21 protein-coding genes and 1 tRNA gene are annotated in these 21,665 nt (G+C 35.4%); 18 read left to right on the forward strand and 4 right to left on the reverse strand.

The window, feature by feature from the left end:
- Positions 1-83: 83 nt before the first annotated feature.
- The 3 genes from WFZ86_RS09210 to WFZ86_RS09220 all read right to left on the reverse strand — a co-directional run bounded on the left by WFZ86_RS09210 (position 84) and on the right by WFZ86_RS09220 (position 3,717).
- Positions 84-2,036 (reverse strand): PKD domain-containing protein, encoded by a 1,953-nt coding sequence (locus WFZ86_RS09210; protein WP_342691667.1) that lies wholly within the window; start codon positions 2,034-2,036, stop codon positions 84-86.
- Between the two features lie 206 nt (positions 2,037-2,242).
- A complete protein-coding gene (locus WFZ86_RS09215; RefSeq protein WP_342691668.1) occupies positions 2,243-3,223 on the reverse strand; it encodes a hypothetical protein in 981 nt (326 codons plus the stop codon).
- 194 nt (positions 3,224-3,417) lie between these two features.
- The gene (locus tag WFZ86_RS09220; protein WP_342691669.1) at positions 3,418-3,717 is read right to left on the reverse strand and encodes a hypothetical protein; all 300 of its coding nucleotides are present in this window, start codon (positions 3,715-3,717) and stop codon (positions 3,418-3,420) included.
- A 127-nt stretch (positions 3,718-3,844) separates the two neighbouring features.
- Between WFZ86_RS09220 and WFZ86_RS09225 the strand changes: the two genes are divergently transcribed.
- The 9 genes from WFZ86_RS09225 (at position 3,845) to WFZ86_RS09265 (ending at position 11,318) form a co-directional block, all read left to right on the forward strand.
- The gene (locus tag WFZ86_RS09225) at positions 3,845-4,429 is read left to right on the forward strand and encodes an RNA polymerase sigma factor (protein WP_342691670.1); all 585 of its coding nucleotides are present in this window, start codon (positions 3,845-3,847) and stop codon (positions 4,427-4,429) included.
- Positions 4,430-4,431: 2 nt separating this feature from the next.
- Positions 4,432-5,157, forward strand: a complete 726-nt coding sequence (locus tag WFZ86_RS09230) for a tetratricopeptide repeat protein (RefSeq protein ID WP_342691671.1) — start codon at positions 4,432-4,434, stop codon at positions 5,155-5,157.
- Between the two features lie 155 nt (positions 5,158-5,312).
- On the forward strand, positions 5,313-6,092 hold the full coding sequence (locus tag WFZ86_RS09235) for a TatD family hydrolase (RefSeq protein WP_342691672.1): 780 nt from the start codon (positions 5,313-5,315) through the stop codon (positions 6,090-6,092).
- A 66-nt stretch (positions 6,093-6,158) separates the two neighbouring features.
- A complete protein-coding gene (locus tag WFZ86_RS09240) occupies positions 6,159-7,295 on the forward strand; it encodes a 1-acyl-sn-glycerol-3-phosphate acyltransferase (protein ID WP_342691685.1) in 1,137 nt (378 codons plus the stop codon).
- Positions 7,285-8,313, forward strand: coding sequence for an asparaginase (locus WFZ86_RS09245; RefSeq protein WP_342691673.1), 1,029 nt, complete (start codon positions 7,285-7,287; stop codon positions 8,311-8,313). Before WFZ86_RS09240 ends, WFZ86_RS09245 begins: the two co-directional genes overlap by 11 nt.
- Before the next feature lie 56 nt (positions 8,314-8,369).
- Positions 8,370-8,456, forward strand: a tRNA-Ser gene (locus WFZ86_RS09250).
- A 92-nt stretch (positions 8,457-8,548) separates the two neighbouring features.
- Positions 8,549-9,523, forward strand: a complete 975-nt coding sequence (gene mnmL, locus WFZ86_RS09255; protein ID WP_342691674.1) for a tRNA modification radical SAM protein MnmL/YtqA — start codon at positions 8,549-8,551, stop codon at positions 9,521-9,523.
- Between the two features lie 148 nt (positions 9,524-9,671).
- Complete coding sequence (locus tag WFZ86_RS09260; protein ID WP_342691675.1) at positions 9,672-10,250, forward strand: hypothetical protein; 579 nt, start codon at positions 9,672-9,674, stop codon at positions 10,248-10,250.
- A gap of 369 nt (positions 10,251-10,619) precedes the next feature.
- Positions 10,620-11,318 carry a porin family protein gene (locus tag WFZ86_RS09265; RefSeq protein WP_342691676.1) on the forward strand — a complete coding sequence of 233 codons (699 nt, stop codon included), beginning with the start codon at positions 10,620-10,622 and terminating at the stop codon, positions 11,316-11,318.
- Here WFZ86_RS09265 and WFZ86_RS09270 read toward each other — a convergent pair.
- A complete protein-coding gene (locus WFZ86_RS09270; protein WP_159688327.1) occupies positions 11,313-11,918 on the reverse strand; it encodes a hypothetical protein in 606 nt (201 codons plus the stop codon). The two genes, WFZ86_RS09265 and WFZ86_RS09270, sit on opposite strands and share 6 nt — an antisense overlap.
- Positions 11,919-12,074: 156 nt before the next feature.
- Here WFZ86_RS09270 and WFZ86_RS09275 point away from each other — a divergent pair, with 156 nt between their 5' ends.
- From WFZ86_RS09275 to WFZ86_RS09315, 9 genes are all read left to right on the forward strand, one after another.
- Positions 12,075-14,516 carry a bifunctional UDP-N-acetylmuramoyl-tripeptide:D-alanyl-D-alanine ligase/alanine racemase gene (locus WFZ86_RS09275; RefSeq protein ID WP_342691677.1) on the forward strand — a complete coding sequence of 814 codons (2,442 nt, stop codon included), beginning with the start codon at positions 12,075-12,077 and terminating at the stop codon, positions 14,514-14,516.
- A gap of 53 nt (positions 14,517-14,569) precedes the next feature.
- Positions 14,570-14,950, forward strand: coding sequence for a large conductance mechanosensitive channel protein MscL (gene mscL, locus WFZ86_RS09280; RefSeq protein WP_315172423.1), 381 nt, complete (start codon positions 14,570-14,572; stop codon positions 14,948-14,950).
- Positions 14,951-15,142: 192 nt separating this feature from the next.
- A complete protein-coding gene (locus WFZ86_RS09285) occupies positions 15,143-16,132 on the forward strand; it encodes an aspartate-semialdehyde dehydrogenase (RefSeq protein ID WP_342691678.1) in 990 nt (329 codons plus the stop codon).
- A 133-nt stretch (positions 16,133-16,265) separates the two neighbouring features.
- The gene (locus WFZ86_RS09290; protein WP_342691679.1) at positions 16,266-16,955 is read left to right on the forward strand and encodes an HAD family hydrolase; all 690 of its coding nucleotides are present in this window, start codon (positions 16,266-16,268) and stop codon (positions 16,953-16,955) included.
- Positions 16,955-17,584 carry a CatA-like O-acetyltransferase gene (locus WFZ86_RS09295; RefSeq protein ID WP_342691680.1) on the forward strand — a complete coding sequence of 210 codons (630 nt, stop codon included), beginning with the start codon at positions 16,955-16,957 and terminating at the stop codon, positions 17,582-17,584. Before WFZ86_RS09290 ends, WFZ86_RS09295 begins: the two co-directional genes overlap by 1 nt.
- 61 nt (positions 17,585-17,645) lie before the next feature.
- On the forward strand, positions 17,646-19,016 hold the full coding sequence (locus tag WFZ86_RS09300; RefSeq protein ID WP_342691681.1) for a hypothetical protein: 1,371 nt from the start codon (positions 17,646-17,648) through the stop codon (positions 19,014-19,016).
- A 92-nt stretch (positions 19,017-19,108) separates the two neighbouring features.
- Positions 19,109-19,630, forward strand: a complete 522-nt coding sequence (locus WFZ86_RS09305; RefSeq protein WP_342691682.1) for a ferritin — start codon at positions 19,109-19,111, stop codon at positions 19,628-19,630.
- A 430-nt stretch (positions 19,631-20,060) separates the two neighbouring features.
- Complete coding sequence (locus tag WFZ86_RS09310) at positions 20,061-20,255, forward strand: hypothetical protein (protein ID WP_342691683.1); 195 nt, start codon at positions 20,061-20,063, stop codon at positions 20,253-20,255.
- Between the two features lie 42 nt (positions 20,256-20,297).
- Positions 20,298-21,197, forward strand: coding sequence for a histone deacetylase family protein (locus WFZ86_RS09315; protein ID WP_342691684.1), 900 nt, complete (start codon positions 20,298-20,300; stop codon positions 21,195-21,197).
- Positions 21,198-21,665: the final 468 nt, after the last annotated feature.

Below are 21,665 nucleotides of genomic sequence, written 5' to 3' on the forward strand. Positions count from 1 at the left end.
AGATACACTAAGGTTTTTCACAAAGACACACAAAGATTTAAAATAACTTTGCGAATCTCTGTTGGATCTTTGTGCAATAACTCTTAAAACTTCCAAATTCCGTAAATCTGAAAATAATTAAAATCCTGTTCAAAGTTGATCACATAACGAGCTCCTAAACTTGGTCCGATTCTGGAAAATCCTGCTGTTAGGTCAAATAAAATTCCTGTTTTAAAATCGACAAAGGAGTTTTTTATAATGTTGTTTGTAGTTTTGGTAGCTGTTAAAATCAATTCTTTGTCTCCTTCGAAAGTTTCTATTTTTTTATCCTGATTGTGTTGGGATAAAACATTGATATTCGTCTGAATTCCGGCACCGACTCCTATATAATTATTAATATTGTACCGAATCAAAGCAGGGACTTCCCAGTTCACATTTTTATTTTCGGTTGTTGTAGTTGTACGTATCAATCTCCTAGTGCCATTTGCATTGGTGTCAAATGTATTCGCAATACTAATTGTGCTGTTATGCTGGTTTAAAGCATTTATCCATTCTGCCTGCCAGTAAAAGCGATACGATTTAAAAGGCGAAATAGTAGCACCCACAAAATAGCTCGTCGATTTTTCAAGATTTGGATAAAAGTTATACCCTGCTTTGGCACCAATCGAGATTCCTGGTAAGAATCGTGTAACGGCGTAATTGGTTATGATAGGTTCGTTTTTATCAAAAATAATCGAAGTCCTGCTTCGAGTATTTGTTTTGTGAAAGTCTTCATTAAACTTCATTGAATAGCGGATAAAACCTTTGGTGCTGTCTTTTTCTTTTACATTTTTTTGCTCTGTGCCAGGTAGATAAATATTCTTAAATGTAAAGATGATTTGTTTTTTTTGAATGATGGTGTCCAAACAACTAACCGTTGGTTCTTCTCCTTTTGGACAAATAGGGCATTCAGGATACATACCTTCAATCTGAAATGTTTTTTTGTCGAACATATCCGGAATATCGGTTTCTAAGCGAATTTTTCTTGCAGGCCCTTCGCCATTATTTTGAAAACGGGTTTTAAATTTTACTCTTTTAAAACGAACCAGCCTGTAATTCATAAAACTTCCGTTAGACCCCATTTTATTAGGATCGTGGGAGGTTACAATTTCCATTTCGAGGTTTTTGACTTTATGGTTTTTAAAACTGCGGTTCGGCACAAAAATCCCGCGCATAGTAACAGTTGCACTGGTATCTTTGATCATTTCAGGAGTGGTTTTAAAGGTATAAAAAACATTTCGGGTTTCGCTTGGGTTGGCGTCGTCAAACTCCAGAATCGAAACATTATGATAGAGAGTATGTGCGTCTTTCAAACTAGCCTCTAGATCTTCTTCTATCGTAGTGTTTTTATATTTTTTGAATTTAAAAGTGTTTTCGGCAGAGGTCAGATAGTTTTTTGTGTCATCAAGATCATCAATTGAGGCAATTGTGTTTTCTTTTACTTCGCGTTCTCCTGCATAGGTTCGGAAATCGACTAGTTCGAAATTGTTGTTTTTGAATTGTTTCTCATTGTAAAAAAGATACAGTTTGCCATTGGCAACATAATTTTCCAGATTCTGATAACTTACTACGACTACCATTTCCTGTTCCGGAATGGGGTCGCAGTTTTTTAGGATCTCAAACCCGTTTTGATTGGCGATGGAAGCGATATCTTTATAATCTGTGTCGGTTATGTCGTTAATAGCTACTTTTCTGGGGCGTGTTGCTGGAGGTTTTCCGTTGTCGTAATTATTGGTTACAGCTAATCTGGTGGTATAATTGCCTTTTTTTTTATAAACATGTTTGGGTTCTGCTTGTTTGCTGTAATGACCGTCTCCCATTTCCCATAAATAAGAATAACTTGGTTTTGGTGCACCTGCAATAGGAATTAATGGTGGTGTTTCGGGTTTAAAACTAACCGAATTGCCTTTTTGGTTATAAGTGATATTTGCTCTTCGGGTGATGGTATCTTTTACTTTGGTCTGCGCGAACATCATTATTGTTGAAAGAAAAATGAAACAAGATAAAAGTTTTTTCATGGTCGAGGAGGTTTTTTAGCCCTGATGGGAATAGCATCTCCCGATCAGAAAAACAAGGCTTTTTAACCGTAGTTTTTGTTTTTCGAGAATACAGGGATAGCAGAATTAGCTTCTTGAAATGATTAGAATAAGTTTAAAACAGCATTAAATGTAAAAAAAAGTGATGAGCAAATCACCACTTTTTTCTAAAAAAAAGTATTTGGAAGTTACTGAATGGCATTGATTGCAGCTACCAGTTGGGCTTCTGAACCGACTGTTGTTTCGGCAAGAGTGAAAGTATAGGTCTGATTGGCAGCAATTGTTACTCCTTTAATTGCATAACGCCATTGGCCATTTTCTTCTGTAGCAAAAATGATGTGACAGGCTAAACCAACCGGAATTTGTCCGTAATGTTCGCTGAACAAACCTGCTGCTGTGTAGGTGTCTAATTTTGCAAGAGCATTTGTTCCTTCACCGTCATAAGATAGGTAAATGGCACAGTTGTTATTGTCGTAACCCTCTGGAGCATCAACCAAAATAGTAGTTTTAGGTCTTGGATCGCTGTAGAAACGGTCAACATTTGTCCACCCAAAGTTCCCAAAAGTTACATAATAATTGTTTCCTTCTCCCTGAACGCCGCCTTTGCCGTTAGCACCGTCACCACCTGCTCTGGCTTCTTTCCAGGCGAGTTCTCCGACTTCATTAATTAAACCAGTCCATAAAGTCATAGTATTGTCTAAGCCATCTGTTAAAGCAGTAGGAACAATCATACTCATAGAACACGAAGTTTGTAGTTCAACACCACCTTGTGTAGCTTTGATGAAAAATTCACCGCCTGAGATTAATAAATTTTTATTACCGTCAGTCATCAACCCCATAGTTGGTTTGTTAGTTACCAGCATGCTTCCTTTGTCAAATAGCTCCACATATTCAATGTCGATTGTTCCAGTTACTGTGTTTCCTGCTTTGGTTAGACAGTTTCCGTTAATGGTTATTTTAACACCTTTTTTTGAAGTAAATGTAATGGAGCCTGCTCCTGCTGTGGCTGTAAAACGCTGTGTTTTTCCGATAAGGGCTTCGTTTCTTACCGCCGCAAATTCTGAAGGTGATGGAGGCGTTACTTTATTATCCACTTCGCTATCATCACAGCTTACAAATGTGGTTAAGGCTAAAAACAATAATCCGATTTTTCTAAAATTTGTGTTCATGATTTCTAATTTTTATAAATCTGAGCTGATCGTTGTCAGTTGGTTTTCAGATTTGGTTGTTAATTCAATTTTTATATTCTTATATCAATTCAGGTTTGATATTGTTACCCTTAGTTTAAAATTTATTTAGTTTTATATGACTATATCAACAGGCTTTGAAAATTGTTACCCTTTGATTTATATTTTTTAAAAAATTAATTGGAGAGGCATTTTTCTTCAAAAACATTTCCGTCTTCATCGAGTGCAACTAGAATTTGTTTTTTTCTTGAAAGACTAATGATTAAATAAAACCATACAATAGACCAAAGTCCAAGTGTAGCAAAAACCAAAGTAAGTTGCAGAGAAGAATCAATCTGCTTCTTTTCTTTGGATAATACTACATAAGGAAGTTTGTCATTTTTTTCAATTACGATAAAACCGTTTCGAATTTTATTCGACAATATTTGTTGAAACTTAGCAAAATCCTTTTCGTTTGTTAATTGATAACTTTTCATGAGGTGTGATTTTAATTTTTAGATAACCATTTTGTTGTTGTATATCAATTTGTTTGTCTAATTGTTACCCTATTTACTGTTATTTTTTTTCAGATTCTTTTTTTTACATTAGCTAATAATTTTCGATATGACAAAAAGTAAAATACATCCTGACCAAAAATATATCGACGGAATTGCAGCGAATGACTCGGCTATAATTCATGCTATCTATAAAAATTACGTTCCAAAAGTGGTTTTTTACATCACGAAGAATTCTGGCGACAAGGATCAGGCGCAGGATGTAGTTCAGGAAATTATGATTTTGCTTTTTAATCAAGCAAAAGCCAATACATTACAGTTGACTTGTCCATTTGATGCTTATTTCTTTTTGTTATGTAAAAGAAAGTGGCTTAACGAGTTGAAAAAAACTTCGAATAAAGAGGTAACAATTAATGAAGATTCTGCATCTATCAATGAATCTGCTCTCGATTTGGTTGAATGCACCGAAAATTTTGATGAGAAACAGCATCTTTTTGACACGATGTTCCAAAAATTAGGGGATAAATGCCAGGAACTGCTAAAACTGAGTTTTGCTGTAAAATCGATGGAAGAAGTTGCTGAGAAACTTAACGTAACTTACGGTTATGTGCGTAAAAAGAAATCATTATGCGTGGGTCAGCTAACCCAGTGGATTCAGGAAGCAAAGAATTTTAAATCTCTAAAAAATAATTAGTCATGAACGAAGAACGCTATATACAATTTGAACAATATCTTCAGGAGGAAATGACGGTTGAAGAAAGAAAAAATTTTGAAAAGCAAGTTTCAGAAGATGAGGAAATTGCGGCGGAATTCAGTGCTTTCAAAGAAGTTTTAGCACAATTGGATAATAAGTTCAGATATGATGAGGAAAGAAAAACGTTCAGCAAAAATCTATCGGATATCTCAGATAAGTATTTTAATAAAGAAAGACCTAAAAGGGTGTTGATGCGTCCATGGTATTTTGCTGCTGCGGCATCTGTAGCAATTTTATTTGGATTGTTCTTTTTTGGTTACAACCAAAATCCGTCTTTTAACGATTATAATCATCCAGAACAAGCCCATTTTACAGAAAGGAGTAATACGAATGTCAATTTGATACAAGCTGAAAAAGCTTTTAATGACAGCAAGTTTAAAGAAGCAGTTCCGTTTTTTGAGGCAGTTCTTAAAAACAATAAAACAGCTGAAATTCAATATTATTATGGTGTTTCTTTATTGCAAATCAATGAATATATAAAAGCAGAAACGGTTTTCAATGAATTGAAATCAGGAACTTCTCTTTATAGAGAAAAATCTGTTTGGAATCTGGCTTTAATAAAATTAAAACAAAAAGATTATAAAGGATGTAAGCAGATCCTACAGACTATTTCTCAGGATTTTGAATACTATGATGAAGTTCAGGAGCTTTTGCGTGCTTTAGAATAATATCTCACAAATACTAGCAAAGAAGTTACAAAGAGATTTGCAAAGTTTTTAAGGTATTTTGCGAATCTTTTTGTTTACTATAAAATAGCTTGCTAAATCCTATAATTGTTATTCTTTTATTATTGTTGTAATTTTGGCGTTATAAATTTTCACAATTGGAACCTACTACTATTTTTACCGATACGCATACCCATTTATATTCTGAAGAATTTGATCAAGATCGAGGCATGATGATACAACGCGCCATAAATGCTGGAGTTTCTCGTTTTTTTATTCCAGCAATCGACTCGACTTGTACACAAGCCATGTATGATTTGGAACGGGATTTTCCGGAACATGTTTTTTTGATGATGGGCTTGCATCCTACTTATGTGAAAGATAATTACGAAACCGAGTTAGCGCATGTAGCCTCCGAATTAGCCAAGCGTAAGTTCTACGCCATTGGCGAAATAGGCATCGATTTGTATTGGGACAAAACGCATCTTAAGGAACAACAAATTGCTTTTAGACAACAAATTCAGTGGGCAAAGCAATACAAATTGCCCATCGTGATTCACTGTAGAGAGGCTTTTGATGAAATTTTTGAAATTCTAGAAGAAGAGAAAAGCCCAGAATTATTTGGGATTTTTCACTGTTTTTCTGGAACGTATGAACAAGCACTTCAAGCTATTTCTTATAATATGTTGTTGGGAATAGGAGGTGTAGTAACCTTTAAGAACGGAAAAATTGATCAGTTTTTAGATCGCATTGATTTACAATACATAGTACTCGAAACCGACTCCCCTTATTTGGCTCCAATTCCTTTTCGTGGTAAGCGAAACGAGAGCAGTTATGTGGTGAATGTTGCGGCAAAGTTGGCTGCAATTTACAACATAAGTGTAGTAGAAATAGCCCAAATTACTACCGAGAATTCAAAACGGGTATTTGGGATTTAAGCCGAAATGTACCGATAGTTTCCGTTTTTTTTTGTTCTTTTGTTCCCATTAAAAATGAAAATCAAAATGCAAAAATTTGACTCCATTCGGCCATTCTATGATTCCGAAGTAAACGATGCGCTATCCGATGTGATTCAGCATCCGATGATGAAAGCATTAATGAATTTTTCTTTCCCTGAGGTTGAAGATGAAGTTTGGAAGGAACAACTCAAAAAAACCCACTCTATTCGTGATTTTCAGTGCAATTTTATTTACCAATCAGCACGCAAAATTTTAGAGAAAAGCTCCGAGGGCTTAACTACTTCTGGTTTTGAGCATTTAGAAAAAAACACGTCTTATTTGTTTGTTTCCAATCACCGAGATATTCTATTAGACACTACTTTACTCAACGCTACTTTATTCGAACACGGATTGGTCATGACAGCATCCGCCATTGGAGATAATCTTGTTAAGAAATCTTTCCTGAAAATATTAGCGAAACTCAATCGAAATTTCTTAGTACTTCGTGGGCTTTCGCCAAGAGAAATGCTACAAAGTTCTAAATTACTCTCTGAATATATTAAGCAGTTGTTGTTGCACGAAAACCGTTCGGTTTGGATTGCACAACGAGAGGGACGAACCAAAGACGGAAATGATGCCACCAATCCAGGTGTGTTGAAAATGTTGGGTATGGGATCCGATCAAAAGAATGTGATGGAGTATTTTAAAAAAATTAAAATTGTTCCTGTTTCTATTTCGTATGAATATGACCCAACCGATGTGCTTAAAATGCCTCAATTGATGGCAGAAGCGAATAATGAAATTTATGTTAAAGAGAAAAACGAAGATTTTCAGAATATTTTGAGTGGCGTTTTGGGTCAAAAAAAACGTATTCATATTCATTTAGGAAAAGTAATCGATACTGAAATTGATGTAATTGTAGCTCATGAGGAAAACGCGAATAAACAAGTTTTAGCCTTAGCACAAACCATAGATGATGCGATTTTGACCAATTATAAATTATGGCCAACTAATTTTATTGCTTATGATTTGTTGAACAAAACCAATCAATATGAGCACAGATATACCGAAAATGAAAAATCATTATTTGAACGCCGTTTAGAAATGCGAATCGATCATGACAATCCACAACTTTTAGAAGGGTTTTTGGCCATGTATGCGAATCCTGTGGTTAACAAATTGAAGTATACGGATGCACTCTAGTACCAAAATATTGCTTATTTATACCGGTGGAACAATTGGTATGCAAAAAGATTTTGAGACGGGAGCGCTCAAGGCATTCAATTTTAGTAAGCTATTGCACCGCGTTCCTGAATTGAAGTTATTGGATTGTGCTATTGAAACGATTTCATTTGAAAATCCTATCGACTCATCAAATATAAGTCCAGAAAGCTGGGTAGCAATAGCCGAAGTCATAGAGCAAAATTATACTGCTTTTGATGGTTTTGTTGTTTTACACGGCTCAGATACAATGTCGTATTCTGCCTCGGCATTGAGTTTTATGTTAGAGAATCTAGGGAAACCAGTGATTTTTACAGGCTCTCAATTACCCATTGGAGATTTGAGAACCGATGCTAAAGAAAACCTGATTACTGCCATACAAATTGCATCCTTGCAAGAAAACGGTAAACCAGTGATTACAGAAGTCGGTTTGTATTTTGAATACAAATTATACCGTGGTAATCGCACAACAAAGATAAGTGCAGAACATTTTAATGCTTTTACTTCTCCTAATTATCCTTTCTTAATTGAATCAGGAGTGCATTTAAAGGTCAACAAGGATTTATTGTTGCCTTTTGATGAAAATGAACCTTTGCGCGTTCATAAGATATTTGATAATCAAGTGGTTATTGTGAAAATGTTTCCGGGTATCAATCAAAAAGTATTGGAAACTCTTGTAAATATTCCTGCTCTAAAAGGCATTGTTTTGGAAACTTATGGTTCTGGAAATGCCCCCACAGAGGAATGGTTTATTGAGTTACTACAACAAGCTATTATTTCTGGGATACATATTATCAACGTTACTCAATGTTCTGGTGGAAGTGTCAATATGGGGAAATACGAAACAAGTTCAGAACTTAAAAAGATTGGTGTTATTTCTGGAAAAGACTGTACGACAGAGGCTGCGATTACTAAGTTAATGCATCTTTTGGGACAGAACATTCCAGCTTCTGATTTTAAAAATACCTTCGAAAATGCAATACGAGGAGAAATGGGATAATAATAACTTTTTCCTTTTTTAACTCATTTTTTTTTATGTTATTTGCAATCCCAATTAGAGAGGTGTCCGAGTGGTTGAAGGAGCTAGCCTGGAAAGCTAGTATATGGGTAACTGTATCGAGGGTTCGAATCCCTTCCTCTCTGCAAAATGAAATTGAAGCTCCTTTTACAGGAGCTTTTTTTATTTAACACCATCGCTAAAACTATCCACTTCCTAAAATGAGTATTTTTGTAGTATGGGAACAAGTGGAACAGTTGATAGAAAAGGCTATAACAATTATGGTACTTTTCTACGGGATAAATACAACGTGCAAAAGGTATACAAAGTAATTGTAGACGCCGGTTTTAGTTGTCCAAATCGAGATGGAAGCAAAGGATTTGGAGGTTGTACGTATTGCAACACCGATTCATTTACCCCTGAACTTTCCCGTAAATTACCCAGCATTACTGAGCAAGTGCTACAAGGCATAGAAAGAGCCCAAAGAGCCTATAAAGCCGAACGATTTATTGTTTATTTTCAGCCCAATACCAATACGTATGGGACGGTGGAGTATTTGAAAAAATGCTATGACGAGGCCTTAGCTGTTGCCCCTGATGTGATAGTTGGTTTGTCGGTAGGAACTCGCCCAGATTGTCTCAATGCTGAAAAAGTGATCTTGCTAGAATCGTATTGTGATCGATGGGACGTAGATGTCGAAATGGGAATGGAGTCCATATACGATGCGACTTTGCAGCAAATAAACAGAGGATGTTCCCATAAAGAATTTGTTGATGCGGTAGCGCTCTTTGCTCATAGCCCGATTGATTTGTGTATACATACAGTGTTTGGTTTTCCGGGAGAAACAAACGAAATGATGTTACAATACATTCACGAAATTAATCGGTTTCCTCAAATAAAATTTGTCAAGTTCCATCATTTGCATATTGTAGAAGGCTCTATTCTTGGGGTGCATTACAAACGAAATCCCTTTCCGCTCTTTACTTTAGAAGCATACACTAATTTATTGTGTCAATTGATTCCATTGCTGAGACCCGATATCATCATTCAGCGCTTGTTTGGTATTTCAGATTGGGATTTGCTAATTGCCCCGAATTGGGGACTAAAGAAAACATTGATTCAGAATTATATGGATAAAGAAATTAGTAACCGTAACATAATTCAAGGGGCTGCGTATCATTTTGATAATCCTAGTTCTTCAAAAAGTGAATAAGATGTCGTGAATTCTTTGTAAAGTCTCCTGACTTTCGGGAGCGGATTATAAATGACTGATTTAAAGGTGTTTTTTTTATTTTTATGTAACAATAAATAAAAAAAGAGGTCATACAATCAAATCAAAGAACAACTTTAATCCATCTCGTATGAATTCAAAACAAAATTTAAAAATCCGTCTCTATTTTACAGCCACAATAACAATCGCAATTTTCTCATTATTGCTATGGAATTATTTTCATGGAGGTGTTCCTAGCCATCATATATTACAACGTAAAGATTTGCCTGAGATTTCGAATGGGTGGGGCGCTATTCTATTGCCAATGTTAACTTGGTTTTTATTAAAACGAATGCAGAAAAGGATTGTTATTCATGAAGATGGTTCAATTTCAAATGGCACAAAAAACACTGTGTATGCTTTTTTAGCAGCTCTAATTTATGGAATGTTGTTAGCAGTTTTTTTTACTTTTGGAATTAGAGATCTTCCATTTTACATGTTAATTGGATTACTTGTAATCGCTCTTTTTTATCCAATATTCCGATCAGAATGCCTTCTGGGTTTTGTTATAGGTATGACTTATACCTTTGGAGCTATTCTTCCAACTGGAATAGGATTACTATTTATGACACTTGGGGCAATAATACATTTAGGTATTCGACCAGCAATCCTATTCGTTGTAAAGAAAAGTGTTCAATTATTTTCTTCAGTTAATGAAAAAGCATCATAATGCGATTGAACGGAAATGTTTTACATACTTGCAAAGTTGAGCCGCGAACTATGTAAGGCTTAAACCTAGAATCCACATTGAAGTCTAGAAGTTAATCTAGGTTTAATCATTTTAATTTATATAAAGATTAATTTAGTTCCTTTTAAGAGGAGTTTTTTTAGTAAACCTTAACTGCATCTAATTTAGAATTTTTAAAATTATAGAAAGTGATGGGTTGCCGAAAAATAATTCATGATGCTGGGTATGATTTTCAAAACCAATAGCAGTTGATATCTCTACATCGCAATCATTTTGAGTTCAAAGTAGTATATTTGTATTTTGGCAAAACCAATGAACAGGTCTTGGTCATTCATTTTAATTTCTGGTAGTATGCGCGTTTTTATCTTTCTTATTATTTTTTTTTCTGGGAGTGTAGCTTTTGCTCAAGATTTTACTAGTAATGAAGAAAGACCTAGGGTGAAAATTGATTCTTTGTATCGAGAGGATCAGTTTTACGTTGGAATTACGTACAATACTTTGATTAATGGTCCAGAAAATTATTCTAGAGATAAGATTTCTACCGGTTTTACTGGTGGATTTTTGCGCGATATGCCTGTGAACAAAAATAGGACTTATGCTATTGCTGCAGGACTTGGATTGACATATAATAATTACAACCACAACTTTGGAGTATCTGGCACCAATCAATCACCTAATTATGCTATTTTGGGCGACGGAACTTATAGCACAAACCGATTCACAACGCTTACTGCCGATCTGCCTATTGAGTTGAGATGGCGGGCTTCTACCTTTGAAAGCACCAAGTTTTGGCGAATTTATGCGGGCTTTAAATTGAGTTATTTGGTCTATGACCGTAATGTTTATGATGCCACTCTAGCCAATATTGTTATCCGAGACAATCCCGATTTGAATAAATTGGGCTATGGGGTGTACTTGGCATCAGGTTACAATACCTTCAATGTTTATGTGCATTATGGCGTAAACTCATTATTTAAATCAGGGCAAGTTGCTACTGAAAAAGTACAACTACGAAGTCTTAATCTCGGGTTGATTTTTTATATTTTATAACCAAACTACCAAGAGCAACAACTGCGGAATACTTCCCGACAAAAAGCCAATAATCAATTCCTTTGGGGTGTGTGCTTGCATTACCAATCGAGAGGAAGCGATAACCCCATTCATAAAAATTAAAAAAGGAACAATTAGCGGAAAATGTTCAGGATGATGCAAATGTAATCCCGTTACAAATACCGTCAGCGAACTAAAAGCAAGCATATGAATACTCGCTTTTATTTTTGCAAAAAGTAATAAAAGCGCAATTAAAGTGCTCATCAAAGCTGCTAAAAAGAAGAAATGCAATTCAAAATAGCGGTCAATGGTGATGCTTCTTTTCACTAATAGAATGAATAAAAAACTCTGAAGCACCAAAGGAATTTTTCGTTGACCTAAGTCATAAGCCATTACCGAATCTATCTTATTTAGTGTTTTTAATAAAAAATAAATAAGGATTGGAACAATAACAGTCAGTATTGTGATTTGTAACAAAACAAATCCTTTTTCTTTTAGTTGAAATAGTGTTTCGTTATAATAGAAATAAAACAACGTCGCCATCAGCGGAATAAAGACCGGATGGAATAGATACGAAAAGAAAGGAAGTATTTTTTTCAAAGCATTTGGGTTTTCATTTACAAATATATCTAAAATAGCTTTTTACTTCTTTTTTTTAACGTAGCAAGAAATATGAGAGAACTTCGTTAAATAAAATTAAAACCACGGTTCGGATTAGTTGTGTTTTACTAATTTTACTTTCAAACCCAATGCCTGATGAATCTTACAATTGCTACGATTGCAAAACAAATAAATGCCTCGTTCGAAGGTGATGCTTCCTTACTTATTGATGCTATTTCTATTGATAGCCGTTCCCTGCAAAACGGACCGCATACTTTGTTTTTTGCTTTAATTGGTCCCAATAACGATGCGCATTCGTATATAGTTGATTTAATCCAGCAAGGCGTTACTCATTTTGTAGTGCAGTACATTCCTGAGAATTGTGTAGGAAAAGCACAATTTTTGGTGGTACAAAACACCTTGACAGCCTTGCAAGAATTGGCGAGTTATCATCGTAGTTTGTTTCATTTTCCAGTAATAGGAGTTACGGGTAGTAACGGGAAAACCATTGTAAAAGAATGGCTCAATTTCTTGCTAAGCCCTGATTATTCTATCATTCGTAGTCCCAAAAGTTACAATTCACAAGTAGGCGTTCCTTTGTCTGTGTTGGCGATTGCTAAGCAACACAATTTCGGAATTTTCGAAGCTGGAATTTCTACGGTAAATGAGATGGTATATTTAGAAAAAATCATTCAGCCCACGCTTGGGATTTTGACAAATATTGGTTCGGCTCACGACGAAGGGTTTACTTCTATTGGTGAAAAAATTAAAGAAAAATTACAGCTTTTTAAGCATTGTGATTTGTTGATTTATAATAAAAATAAAACCATCGATGCATTTTTGAAACCGACATTAAAAACTTTTTCTTGGAGTTTTAAAGATGCCACTGCCGATGTTTTTATTCAAAAATCAAGCATTTTAGATAAAACCAAACTGCATATTCAATTAGAATCGTATGCTTTTGATATCATCATTCCTTTTCAAGATGATGCTTCTATCGAAAATGCGATTCATTGTTTGATGGTACTCTTGCATTTGGGCTATGATAGGGTAACTATCGAACACCGAATGTATTTGTTGTATCCTGTCGAAATGCGTCTAAAGGTCAAAGACGGAATCAATAGTACCACAATTATTGACGACAGTTACAGTTCCGATTTTCAGTCTTTAAAAATTGCATTGGATTTCTTAGAAAGTCAAAAACAATACAAGAAAAAAACAGTAATCTTATCCGATATTTTTCAGAGTGGATTATCGAACGAAGAGTTATATTCCAAAGTTTCGCAGCTTGTTATTTCGAACAAAATCAATCGGGTGATTGGCATCGGTACGACCATAACCGCTTTTAAACACAAGTTTGTCAATTGCGTTACGTATCCTACTACAGCCGATTTTTTAGCGCAGTTGGATAATGCTACTTTTGGCAATGAAACGATTTTAATCAAAGGCGCACGTAGTTTTCATTTCGAAGATATTGTTTTGGCACTCGAGGAGAAAAAACACGAAACGGTTTTAGAAATCAACCTCAATGCTATAAGTCACAATCTTAATTTCTTCCGTTCTAAGTTACAACCGTCTACCAAAATGATGGTGATGGTCAAAGCTTTTGGATACGGAAATGGAGGTCTTGAAATTGCCAAATTATTAGAACACCACCAAGTAGATTATTTAGGCGTGGCTTTCGCCGATGAGGGAATTGCCTTGAAAACAGCAGGAATTCATCTGCCCATTATGGTATTGAATCCTGAGTCGACGAGTTTTTCTGCGATAATTCAACATCAATTAGAACCCGAAATTTATAGTTTGAAAGGCTTGCGTTCCTTTTTGAAAATAGCCGAACAAAAGAAACTAAAGCACTTTCCGATTCATATCAAACTCGATACGGGTATGCACCGATTGGGTTTTGAAAAAGATACCATCGAGGAATTAATCGCGATTCTCAAAGACACTACTTTGGTACGAGTAAAAAGTATATTGTCGCATTTGGCAACCAGTGATGACCTAAACCATCAAGCTTTTGTTGCATCCCAAATTGAATTGTTCGAAAACTTATCGAGCCGATTGATGACCGAGTTGAATATTCAGCCCATTCGTCATATTTTGAATACTTCGGGGATTAGTAATTTTCCAAAAGCGCAATACGATATGGTACGTTTAGGCATTGGTTTGTATGGTGTTTCTAATGATGCCGAAGAACAAAAAGAACTAGAAAATGTGAGTACACTTAAATCGGTTATCTCACAAATTCGAACGATTCCAGCTGGAAATTCTGTCGGCTATGGTCGTCGTTTTATGGCTGAGAAGCCTACCAAAGTAGCTACAATTCCTATTGGCTATGCCGATGGAATCGCACGACTTTGGGGAAATGGAGTGGGTTATGTGTCGATTCATCATCAAAAAGCAACCATTATCGGAAGCGTTTGTATGGATATGTTAATGGTAGATGTAACGGCTATTGATTGTCAAGAAGGCGATGCGGTAATCATTTTTGGCGAAAGCCCAACCGTAATCGAAATGGCCGAAAAGCTACATACCATTCCTTACGAAATCTTAACTAGTATTTCCCAACGCGTTAAAAGGGTGTTTTACAGAGAATAAAGTAAAAGTAATTTTATTTACATTTGTTTGTATAAACTAAACTTAGAACTATTATGGGAATGATTTCAGAATTTAAAGATTTTATTGCTAAAGGCAACGCGATGGATTTAGCAGTAGGAGTTATCATTGGTGGTGCTTTTGGTGCTATTGTTAATTCTTTGGTGGCAGATGTCATCACGCCAGCTTTGTTAAATCCTGCGTTAAAAGCAGCTCAAGTAGAAGATTTAGCTGGTCTTAAAACCGATGGAGGTATTTTGTACGGTAAATTTTTAGCTGCGGTAATCAGTTTCTTGGTGATTGCTTTTGTGATTTTTTTGATGGTAAAAGCGATTAACAGTATGAAGAAAAAAGAAGAAGCGCCTGCCCCTGCAGCTCCAGCTGGCCCAACTCAAGAAGAATTATTGACTCAAATTAGAGATTTATTAAAGAAATAATACCGCTACACTAGTGTCTAACTTAACCGTCTCTTTTCCCAAAAAGAGGCGGTTTTTTTGTGACTCAAAAGTAAAAAACAATCATATTGTTTAAAATATAACAATTTGTTAAAAATTGTGAACCGTGTTGTTTTCTTTATCAGATTACGTACTTTTGTGGCTCAATAATAAGACACTATAAATTTATATACAATGAGAATAGCAGTTGTAGGTGCTACCGGAATGGTAGGCGAAATAATGTTGAAAGTATTAGCAGAACGTAATTTTCCAGTTACAGAGTTAATCCCTGTTGCTTCAGAAAAATCAGTAGGAAAAGAAATAGAATTCAACGGAAAAAAATATAAAGTGGTAGGATTGCAAACGGCAGTAGATTTAAAAGCAGATATTGCTTTGTTTTCTGCTGGAGGAGGAACTTCTTTAGAATGGGCTCCAAAATTTGCAGCCGCAGGTACTACTGTAATTGATAATTCTTCAGCTTGGAGAATGGACCCAACCAAAAAATTAGTGGTTCCAGAAATTAATGCTAGCCAATTGACTAAAGAAGACAAAATCATTGCTAATCCAAACTGTTCAACTATCCAAATGGTATTGGCTTTGGCACCTTTACATCAAAAATACAACATCAAACGTGTAATTGTTTCTACCTATCAGTCTATAACTGGTACTGGTGTAAAAGCAGTACAACAATTTGAAAATGAAGTAGCTGGAATTGAAGGCGAAATGGTGTATAAATATAAAATCAATCGCAATTGTATTCCACAATGTGATAGTTTCGAAGACAACGGGTATACCAAAGAAGAAATGAAATTGGTAAACGAAACCAAAAAAATCTTAAGCGATGATTCCATCAAAGTAACGGCAACTGCTGTTCGTGTACCTGTAGTTGGGGGACATAGCGAGGCGGTGAATGTTGAGTTCACGAATGATTTTGATGTGGCTGAGGTGCGTAACATTTTACACCATACAGATGGAGTAGTAGTTCAAGATAACTTAGACACTTTTACCTATCCAATGCCTCGTTATGCTGAAGGAAAAAATGAAGTTTTTGTAGGTAGAATTCGTCGTGACGAAAGCCAACCCAACACTTTAAATATGTGGATTGTGGCTGATAACTTGAGAAAAGGAGCCGCTACGAACACGATTCAAATTGCAGAATACTTAATCGCAGCCAATTTAGTTTAAAACACTATAACCCACAACACAACAGAAACCGCTTCTAATTGGAGCGGTTTTTTTATGCTTTTTTTTGCTTTCAAAAGCGGAGCAACCCCAATGAAATGTTGTACTTTTAAGCTTTAAATTTTAATTGAATAAAATGAAAAAGCTAAAAGTAATTGCTTTCGATGCCGATGATACGCTTTGGGGCAACGAAATGTATTTTGATGAAACCGAAAAAAAATTCTGCGGTTTGATGGAAGATTACCTTTCGCATCAAGGGATTTCTTCTGAATTGTTTCAAATAGAAATTGCCAATTTAAAACTATACGGCTACGGCATCAAAGGCTATATTTTATCGATGATTGAGGCAGCTATGAAGATTTCAAATAATACTATTTCCATTGAAGCGATTGAAAAAATTGTACAATACGGAAAAGATTTGCTAGAAAAGCCTGTTGATTTGCTTGACGGCGTAACCGAGACCTTAGAAGCTTTGAGCGGAAAATACAAATTAGTAGTTGCAACTAAAGGTGATTTATTGGACCAAAGACGAAAGCTGCACAATTCGGGTTTAGGGCCTTATTTTCATCATATTGAAGTGATGTCTGACAAACAAGAAATTGATTATTTGGATTTGATTAAACGTTTGGAGATACAACCCGATGAGTTTTATATGATTGGTAATTCGCTGAAGTCGGATGTTTTGCCTGTACTTTCAATTGGTGGTTTTGCTGCACATATTCCGTTTCACACGACTTGGGCACACGAGAAAATAGACCACAAAGTAGAGCATCCTAACTTTACTACCTTGCAACAATTAACCGATATAATTCCACTTTTAACCTAATGAAGCAGCCGTTTGACCTTGAAAATTGGAACAGAAAAGAGCATTTTCATTTTTTTAGACAAATGAGTGAGCCTTTTTTTGGTGCAACAGTGGCTATAGATTGCACTAAGGCATACGATAAAGCGCAATCCATTTCATCTTCTTTCTTTATTTATTATTTGTACAAAACCTTACAAGCGGTCAATGCTATAGAAAATTTTAGATACCGAATTGATAACGATACCATTGTTGTTTACGATAGAATTGATGGTTCTGCGACTATTGGTCGTCCCGATGGTACTTTTGGTTTTTCATTAATTGAATTTCATCCCGATTTTACTGTTTTTGAAAAAAATGCTTTAGAAGAAATTGAACGTATTCAAAATACTACAGGCTTGTTTACTCGTTCTTTTGATTCGGATAATTTAATTCATTTTTCGGCTGTGCCTTGGTTGGATTTTACGTCTTTATCTCATGCTCGGAGTTTTACTTTTCCAGATAGTTGTCCTAAAATTTCTTTTGGAAAGATGGTAGTGCAAAACGATGGAAGCAAACGAATGAATATGTCGGTGCACGTGCATCACGGTTTGATGGATGGATTGCATTTGGGACAATTTGTTGATTATTTTCAGCAAATTATGAATGAGTAAGTCTTCAATTTCTGGTATACTCTTTGCGGGAAGAATTGTACTATTTTTAATATAAATCATTATGAAAAAAGTATGGGTTCTTTTATTTCTATGGACTACTTTTTTGACTTTTGGTCAAATTAGGTTGGCTTCTCATCCTTTAGAATTAAAAAAAGCAAAAGAGTACCATCAAATTATCAACACCTCTGATAGGCAAAATGATAATGTCTTTGTTTTTGCTACCGATAAAGAAAAAACAACGATTCTAAAGTACAGTCCCTTCTTGTTTTTCAAAGACAGTATGGTGACCAAAAGACCTGATTTAGGATATAAATTGATGGCAGGTTATTCCTTCGGACCAGACGAAAATCCTACGGTATACTGGACCGATTCCAACTTCAAAAACATAGTTGCGGTTCATTATGATTTGGTTACAAAGAGGACGAGGGCTAACTATCTTCAGTTGTCCTTACAACGAGAAACGGTGCTACACACCTTTAATGAGAACAATAGTTTTTATATCCTTACCAAAAAGAATGATACCGAAGCTCTAGTGCTTTATATTTTTAAAGAAGGGAATAAAACACAATACCTCCTTGATTTTAGTGGTTTTGAGTTTGTAAATCGTAAAAAAGAAGCCATCAATTTGTCCATGATTTTGTTTGTTTTGCCTTTAGAAAAAATAGAAACACGTGCTTATAATCCCTTGTTTAAAGCTACAAGTAAGTCTAAATTTTATGTACGAGAGAACGATATTCTCTTCACGTTCGACCATAATATAAATGAAACACAGTTGTTTCAATTAGATTTCAAGACCTTAAAACTCGTTGAGCGTTGCATTCCACAATTCTCATTGAAACGCTTAAATGGATTGTCAAATTCTTATTATCACGAAAACAAATTATATCAAGTAACTGCGAATGATGATGAATTACACTTTGGCTACAAAGATTTCGAAACCGATGTGGTGATCAAAGAATTTAGTGTGACAAAAAATGATACGATCACCTTTAAAAACTCACCTTTGTATACTCAAGTTATGAATCAGCGACCAAAAGCAATGAAAACCACGGCCAAGTTTTTGAAGCAATTATCGGGTACAGATTTGGGTGTTACGGTGTATAAAACTCCAAAAAACTTATTTCTAACGATAGGAGGTAATCAAGAAGTAGAGCAGTTTTCTTCGGGCTTTTCACCTAATGGGGGTGATTTCCTAAGCAATTCTTATTTAATTCCATTGAATGTTTATTTTGAAAGTGTTTTGGATAAAAAAGGGAATCATATCAACTCAAAACCCGAACCTTTGGCCACCGATTTTATAGGTCAGTTTTCTTATGAAAATCCTCAAGCTGTTTTGCAAAGTACTTTTAGACATAAGAATTATTACATTAATGGATATTATAATACCAAGTTGAAAGAATTTGTGATGCAGAAATTTTATGATGGTTTTTAATATTTTATCTTTGCAATTCTGTACTAATTGTTAATTTAGTATTTCCCTAAATCCGATTTTTAAAATTGTCACTAACTTAAAAAAAGAAAACTATGTTGTCTAAAAATATTGAAGTCGCACTAAATAATCAAATTCGCATTGAAGCAGAGTCTTCTCAAATATATTTGTCAATGGCTTGTTGGGCCGAAGTCAATGGTCTAGAGGGAATTGCACAATTTATGTATGCTCAGTCTGATGAAGAACGTGCTCATATGTTGAAACTGATTAAGTATGTAAATGAACGTGGCGGACACGCTCATATTACCGATTTAAAAGCACCGAAAACGAGTTACGACACGTTCAAAGGTATGTTTGAGGAATTGTACAATCATGAAATATTTGTTTCTAATTCGATTAACGAATTAGTGCATATAACTTTTGCAGAAAAAGATTATGCCACGCACAATTTCTTGCAATGGTATGTAGCTGAACAAATTGAAGAAGAAGCTACAGCTAAATCTATTTTGGATAAAATCAATTTGATTGGTGATGATAAAGGAGGGCTGTATTTATTTGATCGCGATATACAGCAAGCTGCTGTTGCAAGTGCTGCCGCAGCTGCTGCAACCAAGTAATACTTCTTTACAACTTTTAACCCGAATACTTTATTCGGGTTTTTTTATGCTTTTTTAGGACTATCCGCAATTAAGTTGCTGGCAATTTACCAAACAACATTCTCGCTAAGACGCTAAAAAACAGTATTCACAGAGCTTTCTTTGCGGCTTTGCGAGAAATCAATATAGAGTATGACACTATTTTGTTTGCTTAGTACTATTTCATAGCGTAAATTAATTTTCAACTATTTTAAGCTAGATTCATTCCTTTCTTTGCGACTCTGTGTCTTTACGAGTTCAATTTCAAGAAAAGGCGTAGAGACGCGAAGTGAATTAAGTATTTTGACTATTTGGTATGAGTTATGGACAGTCATATGCTTTTTTATGTTAAAGTTTATTTAGAATAGATAAAAACAACATATATTTGTCTTCGATAAAAAGACTCAAACTTATGAGCAAGAAAGACAAAGAAAAGGACAACAAGAAAGGCAAAAAAGAAAAGAAAGACCAAAAGAAGAAAGCACTTTTGGCGAAAATCAAAGTTGCCGAAAACTGCAAGTCAAAATGTTGCGGAAAATACGAGAAAGGCGAAAACAAACGTTGTGGTCGTTGTCCTATGTTTGATTTGATTAAAAAAGTAGCGTAATTCTAAAATTGCTATTACATTGCACACTCAACTGTGTGTTTTATGTTTTTTATTGCCAATCATCCCATTTACAACCACCCTTTACCTGAAGGGCATCGTTTTCCGATGCTCAAATACGAACTGCTTCCCAAGCAATTACTTCATGAAGGAACCGCTGAGTTCACAGATTTCTATTCTCCTGATATTATCGATTTATCTTTGGTGCACGCAGTACATAGTACAAGTTATGTTAAGGCTCTTACCGAATTAACCCTCGATGCTAAAGCCATTCGTAGTATCGGATTTCCTCTTTCTGCAGCGTTAGTCGAGCGAGAGTTGCGTATTGCACAAGGCACGGTAGCTGGTTGTAATCACGCGTTGGAATACGGCATCGCTTTTAACATTGCTGGTGGAACCCATCATGCATTCTCGGACAGAGGAGAAGCTTTTTGTTTGCTCAACGATCAAGCAATTGCAGCTCAGTACCTCATTGATCAGAAGAAGTGCCAAAAAATCTTCATCGTTGATCTCGATGTACATCAAGGAAATGGCACAGCCGAAATCTTTCAAAATAATGCTGAGGTCATTACTTTTTCGATGCACGGTCAAAGTAATTATCCTTTTCGAAAAGAAACTTCAGATTACGATATCCCTTTGCCAGACAAAACGGATGATTCAACTTATTTGACCATTCTGCAAGAAACACTTCCAGAATTACTGAACATCCATCGTCCCGATTTTGTGTTTTACTTAGCGGGTGTGGATATTTTGGGTACGGACAAATTAGGAAAATTAGGGTGTACTTTAGAAGGCTGCAAAGCTCGAGATAGCTATGTTTTATCTCTTTGTAAATCATTTGGAATTCCTGTACAAGTGAGTATGGGTGGCGGTTATTCCCCAGCGATTAAAACCATAATCGAGGCGCACGCTAATACATATCGAGTGGCGAGAGGGTTGTATTAATTTGTTTTAAATTTTGAAACAAATAAGTCATTGAAGTTTTGTAATTAAAAACGTTGTGTAGTTTAACCGCAAAGGTCACAAACAAGCGCAAGGTTCGCAAAGTAGTAAACCATCTAAGGCATTTAAGGTCATTTAAGTTCTGCTGAAAATCCGTTTAATCCGTTTCATCCGTGGCCAAAAATTAACCGCAAAGGTCACAAAGAAAGCGCAAAGCTCGCAAAGGAGTAAATCATTTAAGTTCTATTGAAAATCCGTTTCATCCGCATATCCGTGGCCAAAAATTAAACGCAAAGGTCACAAAGGAAGCGCAAAGTTCGCAAAGTAGTAAATCATTTAAGTTCTGTCTTGTCCTGAAATAAGTTTACATAAAAATGTAAATTTATGATCAATCGTGCAGGAACAAACACTACAAAACGTTATTCTAATTATTCGGAGGAATTCAAACGTAAGGTTTGCGAAGAATATATT

This window comes from Flavobacterium polysaccharolyticum (assembly GCF_038739875.1).
GTDB lineage: Bacteria > Bacteroidota > Bacteroidia > Flavobacteriales > Flavobacteriaceae > Flavobacterium > Flavobacterium polysaccharolyticum.

Excerpts from the sequence above, each read along its gene's own strand:
- WFZ86_RS09315 (WP_342691684.1), top strand. The coding sequence starts at position 20,298 with ATGTTTTTTATTGCCAATCATCCCATTTACAACCACCCTTTACCTGAA.
- WFZ86_RS09290 (WP_342691679.1), top strand. The coding sequence starts at position 16,266 with ATGAAAAAGCTAAAAGTAATTGCTTTCGATGCCGATGATACGCTTTGG.
- WFZ86_RS09240 (WP_342691685.1), top strand. The coding sequence starts at position 6,159 with ATGCAAAAATTTGACTCCATTCGGCCATTCTATGATTCCGAAGTAAAC.
- WFZ86_RS09225 (WP_342691670.1), top strand. The coding sequence starts at position 3,845 with ATGACAAAAAGTAAAATACATCCTGACCAAAAATATATCGACGGAATT.
- WFZ86_RS09220 (WP_342691669.1), bottom strand. The coding sequence starts at position 3,717 with ATGAAAAGTTATCAATTAACAAACGAAAAGGATTTTGCTAAGTTTCAA.
- WFZ86_RS09210 (WP_342691667.1), bottom strand. The coding sequence starts at position 2,036 with ATGAAAAAACTTTTATCTTGTTTCATTTTTCTTTCAACAATAATGATG.
- WFZ86_RS09215 (WP_342691668.1), bottom strand. The coding sequence starts at position 3,223 with ATGAACACAAATTTTAGAAAAATCGGATTATTGTTTTTAGCCTTAACC.
- WFZ86_RS09245 (WP_342691673.1), top strand. The coding sequence starts at position 7,285 with ATGCACTCTAGTACCAAAATATTGCTTATTTATACCGGTGGAACAATT.
- WFZ86_RS09295 (WP_342691680.1), top strand. The coding sequence starts at position 16,955 with ATGAAGCAGCCGTTTGACCTTGAAAATTGGAACAGAAAAGAGCATTTT.
- WFZ86_RS09305 (WP_342691682.1), top strand. The coding sequence starts at position 19,109 with ATGTTGTCTAAAAATATTGAAGTCGCACTAAATAATCAAATTCGCATT.
- mscL (WP_315172423.1), top strand. The coding sequence starts at position 14,570 with ATGGGAATGATTTCAGAATTTAAAGATTTTATTGCTAAAGGCAACGCG.
- WFZ86_RS09265 (WP_342691676.1), top strand. The coding sequence starts at position 10,620 with ATGCGCGTTTTTATCTTTCTTATTATTTTTTTTTCTGGGAGTGTAGCT.
- WFZ86_RS09260 (WP_342691675.1), top strand. The coding sequence starts at position 9,672 with ATGAATTCAAAACAAAATTTAAAAATCCGTCTCTATTTTACAGCCACA.
- WFZ86_RS09275 (WP_342691677.1), top strand. The coding sequence starts at position 12,075 with ATGAATCTTACAATTGCTACGATTGCAAAACAAATAAATGCCTCGTTC.
- WFZ86_RS09285 (WP_342691678.1), top strand. The coding sequence starts at position 15,143 with ATGAGAATAGCAGTTGTAGGTGCTACCGGAATGGTAGGCGAAATAATG.
- WFZ86_RS09300 (WP_342691681.1), top strand. The coding sequence starts at position 17,646 with ATGAAAAAAGTATGGGTTCTTTTATTTCTATGGACTACTTTTTTGACT.
- mnmL (WP_342691674.1), top strand. The coding sequence starts at position 8,549 with ATGGGAACAAGTGGAACAGTTGATAGAAAAGGCTATAACAATTATGGT.
- WFZ86_RS09310 (WP_342691683.1), top strand. The coding sequence starts at position 20,061 with ATGAGCAAGAAAGACAAAGAAAAGGACAACAAGAAAGGCAAAAAAGAA.
- WFZ86_RS09230 (WP_342691671.1), top strand. The coding sequence starts at position 4,432 with ATGAACGAAGAACGCTATATACAATTTGAACAATATCTTCAGGAGGAA.